General features: G+C 57.5%; 7 protein-coding genes. All 7 read left to right on the top strand.

The features are described 5' to 3' along the window. Positions 1 to 190: 190 nt before the first annotated feature. Positions 191 to 313, top strand: coding sequence for a hypothetical protein (locus M7R55_RS03595; protein WP_298218584.1), 123 nt, complete (start codon positions 191 to 193; stop codon positions 311 to 313). 260 nt (positions 314 to 573) lie between these two features. Then, positions 574 to 1,089: a hypothetical protein gene (locus M7R55_RS03590; RefSeq protein ID WP_298218583.1), complete on the top strand. Its 516-nt coding sequence runs from the start codon at positions 574 to 576 to the stop codon at positions 1,087 to 1,089. A gap of 148 nt (positions 1,090 to 1,237) precedes the next feature. Further along, positions 1,238 to 1,705, top strand: coding sequence for a hypothetical protein (locus tag M7R55_RS03585; protein ID WP_298218586.1), 468 nt, complete (start codon positions 1,238 to 1,240; stop codon positions 1,703 to 1,705). A gap of 10 nt (positions 1,706 to 1,715) precedes the next feature. After that, positions 1,716 to 5,237 (top strand): helicase-related protein, encoded by a 3,522-nt coding sequence (locus tag M7R55_RS03580; protein WP_298218581.1) that lies wholly within the window; start codon positions 1,716 to 1,718, stop codon positions 5,235 to 5,237. After that, positions 5,234 to 6,103, top strand: coding sequence for a hypothetical protein (locus tag M7R55_RS03575; RefSeq protein ID WP_298218580.1), 870 nt, complete (start codon positions 5,234 to 5,236; stop codon positions 6,101 to 6,103). The genes M7R55_RS03580 and M7R55_RS03575 overlap by 4 nt, the downstream gene beginning before the upstream one ends. 42 nt (positions 6,104 to 6,145) lie before the next feature. Continuing rightward, entirely contained in the window at positions 6,146 to 9,109 is a 2,964-nt protein-coding gene (locus tag M7R55_RS03570) for a DUF1156 domain-containing protein (RefSeq protein WP_298218578.1), read from the top strand. Between the two features lie 16 nt (positions 9,110 to 9,125). Then, on the top strand, positions 9,126 to 10,061 hold a 936-nt coding region (locus tag M7R55_RS03565), incomplete at its 3' end, for a PDDEXK nuclease domain-containing protein (protein WP_298218576.1).

The following is a 10,061-nucleotide window of genomic DNA, read 5'->3' as shown; positions in this document are numbered from 1 at the left end:
CCGGCGGATGATGCGCAGAAGGTTGGCACCCTGCCTGACCACGTGACGGTGACGCTTCCTCGCCCCCTGCTTGTGCGGGCCTTTGAGAGGGCAGGGCGCGAATTGCCCGGGACAATTGGAACGGCGGAGATCGTCGATGTCCTGGAGTTGGTGTTAAATTAAGGGGGGTTTTTTAACGGAGGGGGTTTTCATGGATATTCAGACCATCGACCAGCAGTACAGCCGGTTGCAGCAGGAAGCCCAGAAGGTCGCCCATGGCATCCAGGTGTTGGTCCCGATGCTAAAAAACCGTAAGAGGATTCGTCGGGACTGATTCCCGAAGTTTCCCAGGAGAAGCTGCAGCGGCCTCCCGTCTCATCTAACGCTCATAGGACTTGAAGCGCCGCCCCGTATGATGAAAAATAACTTATCTACTTTACTTTGCCAACGGATAGAAGCCTCGTGCGTGGCGCTTTGCTGCGGCAAGTGGGTGGCTCGTCGTTCTTTAATTCTCCTGCGTGCCTGCATATGTAGCATGCAGGGTGAGTGTGCCCTACGCCCAGCATTCTTTTCACATTAAACCGGGAATTTTTCTTGCAATCAAATATAACCATTCCTCACAGCTATGTGGTCTCGGTAACTTCTGATTTCATTGAAGATGCGCCACACTCCGCTTTTGATGTCCCTTTGCGGCGATATCAGAATCAGATCCGTAGAGTCACCAAGAAACCCAAGAAGGATTTTGATGTTCAGCACCTCGCCCATCGTTACGCGCGTCAGGCGCCGGACGCCACCTTGCTGATGACCGCTACCATTCAGGCCACGCCTCTCATACGCCCAGGACATCCAGCTTATCTGGTGTGGGCCGAATGGAGCGAAAAGCAGGAGAATTTGGTATCAGAAAACTCTGGAGTGGAGATTATCGGGATTTTCCAGAATGCAGACCATGCCAGGTCACTGGTTCGATTGCTTACTGAGGATGTAGTCCATACCGAACCCGGACTTTTTAGCGTCGGCGAGGAAGTTTGTTTTGTGGGCAGAATTCCCTGGCGAGAGCCTGGAGCTTTCCAGGAACACATACAGGTCTGCGCAATAACCATGTCGGGCTAACTGTTGGCAATGATGCCTGGATTCTTGCAATCTTCGAAGAGGTTGGTTTTTCGGCTATGTGCAAAAAGTTTTTATATGAATCATCCGTTGTTCGTCACTATTTAAACAGGAGGACATTACACACCGGGGTTTGCCGGAGCGGGAGTTGATGATTTCCAAGAGCGCTGATTCGATTGGTCTACAGGTAGTGGATGTTTATCTTTGGCTCGCAAACAAGATGATTTCTGGGGTGGAGCTTCCTGGCGAACTCGGCTATCTCTGGTCTCTTTTTGCTCGCCGTAGCTCTATCGACGGGATATCGCTGGATGGAATGGCACGACGGTTTAAGGCATTTGAGCGCCTGCTGCCGAGCTTGGAGGATATTTCGGATGAGCAGAAGCAGACTGCGAAAGAGCTAATTGAAAAGCATCGGGAGAAGGTTCGCTCGCTCTATGAATTTGGCGCCGATCTGCCTCAGAGTCGCCAGCGGGGACTGAAAGAGGTTCCTGATGCTTTGGCCAATCTGGACCATGTCGAATGGGGGCTGAGCGCTGATTTTTTTGTCGCTCCCAACAAATCGGGTATTCTATCCAGCAGATCAGAAATAAAAAAACTGTACCACCGGAGCCATAAATGAGCAGAGCCGCATGTTGAAACTCGATGACATCCAGAAAAACGCGGCGCTCTCCGGCCTGGAACCCGGCCAGGTGGTACGCATTGTGACGACGGAGCCGGTGGGAGACCATGCCCTCACGGTGTATTACAAGACGGCGGACGGTTCTCTGCGCGAACGCATGCTTTTTCGTAGCGACGAGTCCAGTCTGTCCTTAGCCGAAGCCGGACGCCCCTGGGCTTTCGATGCCTCGGGAGAAGACTTCAAACTGGGAGTCGAAGCCTACCGGATCAACCTCGCCTATCTCTTCGACCCGATGATGGCGGTGCACACCTCCAACGTGGAGCCCTTGCCGCACCAGATTACCGCCGTCTACGAGTCCATGCTGCCCCGCCAGCCCCTGCGTTATGTGCTGGCCGACGACCCCGGTGCCGGTAAAACCATCATGGCCGGGTTATTCATCCGTGAGTTACTGATGCGGGCCGATGCCCGCCGGGTGCTGATTGTCGCCCCTGGCAGTCTGGTCGAGCAGTGGCAGGACGAAATGTTCGAGAAATTCGGTCTGTCCTTTACCCTGTTCTCCCGCGAGCAGGTAGAGGCATCGCGTAGCGGCAATCCCTTTGAAGATATTGACCTGCTGGTCGCACGGGTCGATCAGCTGGCCCGCAGCGAAGAACTGCAGGACAAACTCCGCAGCTCCCATTGGGATCTGATCGTTGTGGACGAAGCCCACAAGCTCTCCGCCAGTTACTTCGGCAACAAGGTCAACAAAACCAAGCGCTTTCTGCTGGGTGAGACATTAGGGTCCATCACCCGTCATTTTCTGCTGATGACGGCGACCCCCCACAACGGTAAGGAAGAAGACTTCCAGTTGTTCATGTCCCTGCTGGACGCCGACCGTTTCTACGGCAAGTTCCGCGATGGTGCCCACAAAGTCGATGTCACCGACCTGATGCGCCGTATGGTCAAAGAAGACATGCTGCGCTTTGACGGTAGCAAGCTCTTCCCCGAACGCCGCGCCATCACTGCCAATTACCAGCTTTCCGACCCGGAAGCCGCGCTTTACACCGCAGTCACCGACTACGTCAAAGAAGAAATGAACCGTGCCGACCAACTGGATGGCCAGCGCAAAGGCACCGTCGGCTTTGCACTGACGGCCTTGCAGCGCCGTCTGGCCTCCAGCCCCGAAGCCATTTACCAATCCCTCAAACGTCGCCGTAACAAACTCCAGCGCCGGGTTGAAGATGAAAAGCTCCGCCAACGTGGCCAGTTACTGGCGGAAACATTGGATTCGGACCGCTTAAATCAGGTCAGCGACGACATCTGGGAATCCGCCGACACCCTTGCCCCCGACGCCTACGAAGAATTTGAAGAAGAAATCGTCGATCAGGCCACTGCCGCTCAGACCATTGCCGAACTCGAAGCGGAAATCATCATCCTCGAAGGGCTGGAAGAGCAGGCCCGGCAGGTCGTGCACTCTGGCCAGGACCGCAAGTGGGACGAACTCTCCAACCTGCTGCAATCGCCCGCCATGCGCGAAGACAATGGCCTACAGCGCAAACTGATCATTTTTACCGAACACCGTGACACCCTCAACTATCTCGCCGTCAAAATTCGTGGACTGATCGGCAATGAAGACGCCGTGACCATGATTCACGGCGGCATCAAGCGCGAAGAACGCCGCAAGGTCCAAGAGCTGTTCCGTAACGACCCCACCATCCGCGTGCTGCTCGCCACTGACGCGGCGGGCGAGGGCGTCAATCTGCAAAACGCGCACCTGATGGTCAACTACGACCTGCCCTGGAATCCCAACCGGCTGGAGCAGCGCTTTGGCCGTATCCACCGCATCGGCCAGAGCGAAGTCTGTCATCTTTGGAATATGGTCGCCGCCGAAACCCGCGAGGGCGACGTTTTCCAGCGCCTTTTTGACAAGCTTGAAGTCGAGCGCCAGGCCTTGGGCGGTCGGGTTTTCGACATTCTCGGTGAGGTTTTTGAGGAAAAAAGCCTTAAGGATCTGCTGATCGAAGCCATCCGTTATGGTGCCGACCCCGAAGTGCGTGCCCGCATGTGGCAAAAGATCGACGGAGCACTGGATACCCAGCACCTGGAAGCCATCCTCCAGCGCAATGCCCTCTGCGAAGAAGTCATGGATACCAGCCGCCTTTTCGCTATTAAAGCAGAGATGGAGAAGGCCGAAGCCCGCAAACTCCAACCCTATTTCATTCGCGCCTTTTTCCAGCAGTCCTTCCAGCAACTCGGCGGGACATTGCGCCCGCGTGAGGCGGGCCGTTACGAGATCACCCATGTTCCCGCCAGCATCCGTGAGCGGGACCGACAGATTTCCGGGCGGAATCGCCGCAACAGCAATCCGGTTTTGCCCCGTTATGAACGGGTCTGTTTCGAGAAACAGTATGTGCGCATTAACGACCGTCCCGGTGCCGCGATGGCCAGCCTGCTGCATCCCGGCCACCCGCTCATGCAGGCGGTGACGGACATTGTTCTGGAACAACACCGGAATCAACTCAAGCAGGGCGCCATCCTCGTGGATCCCGCCGACACCGGGCTGACGCCCAGGGTTCTGTTCATGGTCGATCATTCCGTGAAGGAAGGCGCTGACCCCACGCGTGTGGTATCCCGACGCATGCAGTTCGTGGAAATCGACCCGCAGGGCAACACTATCAACGCCGGTTGGGCTCCGCATCTCGACCTGCAGCCCCTCGATCCTGTCGATCACCCCTTGCTTGCGGATATTCTGGCAGCGCCCTGGATCACCCAGTGCCTGGAGGCTCAGGCACTCCGCTACGCCTCGGCGCATCAGGTGCCCGAGCATTTCGACGAAGTGCGGCAGCGCCGCGAAGCCATCGTGGACAAGACCCTCGCCGCCGTTCAGGAACGGCTGGTCAAAGAAATCAACTACTGGTCGGATCGTTACATCAAGCTGCAAGACGATATTTCTGCCGGTAAGGACGTGCGCCTGAATCTGGAGAACGTCCGACGCACCATTGATGATCTCTCTGCACGCCGGGAATCCCGCGAGAAAGAACTGCTGGCCATGCGTCACGTGATCTCAGCCACTCCCGTCGTGCTGGGTGGCGCACTGGTAATTCCGGCAGGGCTGCTAGCCCTGCGCAAAGGCGAAACGACCGGCTGGACCGCCGATGCCGCCGCCCGCGCCCGTGTGGAGTGGATCGCCATGCAGGCGGTGATGGACGCGGAACGCACCCTAGGCCATGAAGTCATCGATGTTTCCGCACAGAAATGCGGCTGGGACGTCACCAGCATGCCCGCTGCCATTGACGGCAGACTTCCCCCCTCCCTGCACATTGAGGTCAAAGGCCGCGCCAAGGGCAGCAGCACCATCACCGTCACCCGCAACGAAATCCTCTACGGGCTGAACCAGCAGGATAAGTTCATCCTCGCCATCGTGCTGGTGGATGGTGAGCAGCACGAGGGGCCATACTACGTGCGCAAGCCCTTTACGCAGGAACCGGATTGGGCGGTCACCAGTATCAATCTGGATTTGGCGGAGTTGCTGGCGAGGGCGGAGCAGCCATGAAGGACGCCGAAATTTTTGACAGCATGTTCCGCAATGCTCTCGATTTTCTGAACCGCGCGCTCGACGAACTGGATGCGCATCCGAAGTACGCGTTGATCGACTTTGCTGCCGCAGTCGAGTTGGTGTTCAAAGCACGCCTTGTTCTCTGCGGCGCAATGTGGGTTACCGATGAGCCAACCGACGCCACTCCCGAGCGATTCGCGCAGGGCAAGCTTCGCACGGTCGGCTTGGGGCTTGCCAAAAAGCGGATTGAGTCGCTAACCGGAGAAAACATTGATGCCACAGCCTTCAAAGAGTTTCAGAATATCGCCCGCCATAGAAACCGCGTAGTGCATTTCTTCCACCCTGGGTTGGTTTCAACGAGTCAGCGCGAAGCGGTAGCGGGGGAAATGTGCGTTGCGTGGTATTATCTGTATCGACTTCTGACCGGGCCATGGGCCGAGCACTTTTCAAGCTATTCGGAACCGATTTCGGAAATCGGAGCAAGGCTGCAATTTCTCACGCGGTTTCTCGATTCTGTGTTCGACCGTGTGGTCATGAGCAACCCTAAGGCAAACACCTACACGAAATGTCCTGTGTGCAGCTTCCAGTCTCTGGACGCTGCAACGGGTGACCGATACCAGTCGGAAATTTGCCACGTCTGCGGGTACATCGAACCGTCACACAAGGCGATTCAACACGGCGAGGAGGATTTCGTGGCCAGCTGTGCCGCCTGTGGCGGACATCAGACGGTGCTGGCAAACGGTTTTGGCTTCAAGTGCTCAGAATGTGGCGAAAGTTTCACGGGTTGCATTACTTGCGAGTACTGCAGTGAACATTGGGTGGGCCATTCTGACCCCGACTACGGACTACCTGAGTGGTTGTGACTACTGTGACGGCGCGATTTCAAGAATAAAGGACGACCAAACGTGCACATAAAAACTCCAAAAAAACTCATCGAAGTCGCACTGCCGCTGGACAAAATCAACGTCGCAGCTGCCCGCGAAAAGTCCATTCGTCACGGCCACCCCAGCACCTTGCACCTGTGGTGGGCGCGGCGGCCTTTGGCTGCGGCGCGGGCGGTGATTTTTGCACAGATGGTCAACGACCCCGGTTATCAGCAGGGCGGCGGCTTCAAATATGGAATGAACAAGGAAAAGGCGGCCATCGAGCGTGAGCGCCTGTTCAAAATCATCGAAGACCTCGTGCTCTGGGAGAACACCAACAACGCAACTGTGCTGGCCGCCGCCCGTGCAGAAATCCTCCGCAGTTGGCGCGAAACCTGCGAACTCAACAAAGTCCACCCGCAAGCTGCTGAACTGTTCAACCCCGAGCAACTGCCCGCTTTTCATGATCCCTTTGCCGGTGGCGGTGCCCTACCGCTGGAAGCGCAGCGGCTGGGGCTGGAAAGCTACGCCTCCGACCTCAACCCCGTCGCCGTCACCATCAACAAGGCCATGATCGAGATTCCGCCCAAGTTTGCTGGCCTGCCCCCCGTAAGGCCGGTAGCGGAAGGTCAAGACAAGGTCAGCGAGGAGATGTTTGCCAAAAACTGGCAGGGAGCCCAGGGCTTGGCCGAGGATGTGCGCCGTTATGGCTCGTGGATGCGGGCGGAAGCCGAAAAACGCATCGGCCAGCTTTACCCCAAAATAGAAGTCACCGCCGATATGGTGGCCGAGCGCCCCGACCTCGCGCCGCTGTTCGGCCAGCAACTCACGGTCATCGCCTGGCTGTGGGCGCGCACAGTCAAAAGCCCCAACCCCGCCTTCAGTCATGTGGATGTGCCGTTGGTCAGCACCTTTGTGCTGAGTAGCAAGGCGGGTAAAGAGGCGTATGTGCAGCCGGTAGTGGAAGGGAATGGCTATCGTTTTGCGGTGAAGATGGGGGAGCCGCCGGAGAATGCTAAAAATGGCACCACGGCAGGCAAACGCGCAGGATTTTTCTGCCTGCTATCGGGTTCACCCATGGATTACAAATACATCCGCGCCGAAGGCTGTGCGGGGCGTATGGGTACAAAACTCATGGCCATCGTTGCTGAAGGTGTGCGTGGGCGCGTTTACCTTGCACCAACAGGCGAGCAGGAAATAGTTGCCCAACAAGCCAAGCCTGCTTGGAAGCCAGAAACACCGCTGCACGGCAAATGTCGCGTTAATGTGTCGAATTACGGTTTAGATGTGTACGGGGACCTCTTCACCCCCCGCCAACTCGTGGCACTGACGACTTTTGCCGACCTCGTGCCCGAAGCCATCGCCCGCGTGCGTGCGGATGCCGAGCGGGCTTTTGGCGCGCTGGCCGCCAGCCGGATGCAAGCTGCAGGCATCCGCCCCGAAGATGCCGCCCGTCACCCCGAAATCGCCGCCCTGCTCGATCCGAAGCCACTCGACCAAGGCGGAACTGGTGCCGCAGCCTATGCGGAGGCTGTGGGGGTGTATTTAGGTGTTGCGCTCAGTCGGCTGACGGATATTTGCAATGCATTGTGTCGTTGGGAAACTAGCAAGACACAGGTGCGTAATTTGTTTGGACGGCAGGCGATCCCCATGATGTGGGACTTTGCCGAAAACAATGTTTTTGCACAGGCTGCAGGTGACTATGGAACGAGTTTGGGTAACATGGTTCGAGCATTGCTCGAATTACCCGGAACAGGCACCGCACTGGCTGTACAGGCCGATGCCCAGACTCAAACTATCAGCACCAATAAAGTCATCTCAACCGATCCACCCTATTACGACAATATCGGCTACGCTGATTTGTCGGACTTTTTCTATGTCTGGCTGCGCAAAAGCCTCAAACCCATTTTCCCCAATCTCTATGCCACGCTGGCCGTACCCAAGGCCGAAGAATTGGTGGCTACACCCTATCGCCACGGTGGCAAGACTGAGGCCGAGGCCTTCTTCCTCGACGGCATGACCCGCGCCATGCACAACCTGGCGGTGCAGGCACACCCGGCATTTCCGGTGACGATTTACTACGCCTTCAAGCAGAGCGATACCAAGGACGATGGCGGCACCCACAGCGCCGGCTGGGAGACTTTTCTGGAGGCGGTGCTGAGTGCCGGTTTTGCTCTCACCGGTACTTGGCCGATGCGCACGGAACTGGGCAACCGCATGATTGGCTCCGGCACCAACGCCCTCGCCTCAAGTATCGTCCTCGTCTGCCGCCCGCGTGCCCTGGATGCACCCAGCGTCAGCCGCCGCGCCTTCCTGCGCGAACTCAATGCCGCGTTGCCCGATGCCCTCCTCGACATGACCCGCGGCGGGGTCAATTCACCCGTCGCCCCGGTGGATTTAAGTCAGGCGATCATCGGTCCCGGCATGGCCATTTTCAGCCGGTACAGCGCCGTGCTGGAGGCCGACGGTACCCCCATGCGCGTCAAAACCGCCTTGCAGCTTATCAACCGCTTTTTTGCCGAAGACGACTTCGACCACGACACCCAGTTTTGTCTGGCCTGGTTTGAGCAGCAGGGCTGGGCCACCGGCAAATTCGGCGAGGCGGATGTACTGGCCCGCGCCAAGGGCACCAGCGTCGGCAGGCTGAGCGAGGCTGGCGTAGTGGACAGCAGCTGCGGCAACCTTCGATTGCTCAAATGGGCCGAACTGCCGCGTGACTGGCCACCCGACACCCATAGCAAAGCCCCCGTCTGGCAAGCCCTGCATCAACTCATCCGTGCCCTCAATCAGGACGGCGAAACCACCGCCGGTGCCCTGCTGGCACGCATGCCCGATCAGGCCGAAGCCATACGCGCTCTCGCATATCGTCTATATACCCTCTGCGAGCGCAAAAGCTGGGCCGAAGATGCCCGCGCCTACAACGAACTGGTGGCTGCGTGGAACGGCATTGAACAGGCGGCCGGAGAGTCGGGCATCGTCGGCGCCCAGGGGCGACTGGAGATTTAAGGTGAGCGATTCGGCAGTGAGCAATAATAATAAAGCACTGATCGGCGAAGTCCGCGACCTGATTGATCAGGCGCGGCAGCATGTGGCCCAAACGGCTAACAGCACTTTGACTCTGCTGTATTGGAAAGTCGGCGAAAGAATCCGCCGCGAAGTGTTGCGCGAGGGGCGGGCAGAGTATGGCGAGGAGATTGTGTCGACGTTGTCGACACAATTGGTCAGGGCGTATGGTCGCGGTTTTGGCTTGCGTAGCCTGCGCCGCATGCTCCAGTTCGCTGAGCTTTTCCCCGATGAGCAGGTAGTCACCTCCCTCTCCTCGGCCTTGAGCTGGTGTCACTTCATCGAAATATTGCCGCTCAAACAGCCACTGGAACGCGACTATTACGCCGAGCTTTGCCGCATAGAGCGCTGGAGTGTACGCACCCTGCGTGAGCGCATCGGCAGTCAGCTCTATTTGCGCACGGCCATTTCCAAACAACCGGAAGCGGTGATTCAGGCAGAAATTAGCCACTTGCGCGCAGGTGGGCAAATGACCCCGGATATGGTTTTCCGCGATCCTTACATGCTCGATTTTCTCGGCTTACCGGATGGTTACAGTGAGCGCGACCTGGAATCCGCCATTCTGCGCGAAATGGAACGGTTTCTGTTGGAACTGGGTGCGGGTTTCACCTTTGTGGCCCGGCAAAAACGCATCAGCGTCGGACCGGATGATTTCTATCTGGACTTGCTCTTCTATCACCGTCAATTACACCGGCTGGTGGCGGTTGAGCTGAAACTGGAGAAATTTGCCCCCGCACACAAAGGGCAAATGGAGTTGTATTTACGCTGGCTCGACAAATATGACCGCGCCCCCGGAGAAGAGTCGCCGATCGGTTTGATCCTATGCGCCAGCGCCAACGCGGAACAGGTGGAATTGATGGACTTGAACGCCGCTAATATCCGCGTCGCCGAATAC

This window comes from Halothiobacillus sp., from assembly GCF_027346185.1.
In the GTDB taxonomy this organism is placed as follows: domain Bacteria; phylum Pseudomonadota; class Gammaproteobacteria; order Halothiobacillales; family Halothiobacillaceae; genus Halothiobacillus.
The sequence above is the reverse complement of the archived record's forward strand: the minus strand, read 5'-3'. Positions and strand labels throughout refer to the sequence as shown.

Excerpts from the sequence above, each read along its gene's own strand:
- M7R55_RS03595 (WP_298218584.1), top strand. The coding sequence starts at position 191 with ATGGATATTCAGACCATCGACCAGCAGTACAGCCGGTTGCAGCAGGAA.
- M7R55_RS03585 (WP_298218586.1), top strand. The coding sequence starts at position 1,238 with ATGATTTCCAAGAGCGCTGATTCGATTGGTCTACAGGTAGTGGATGTT.
- M7R55_RS03580 (WP_298218581.1), top strand. The coding sequence starts at position 1,716 with ATGTTGAAACTCGATGACATCCAGAAAAACGCGGCGCTCTCCGGCCTG.
- M7R55_RS03575 (WP_298218580.1), top strand. The coding sequence starts at position 5,234 with ATGAAGGACGCCGAAATTTTTGACAGCATGTTCCGCAATGCTCTCGAT.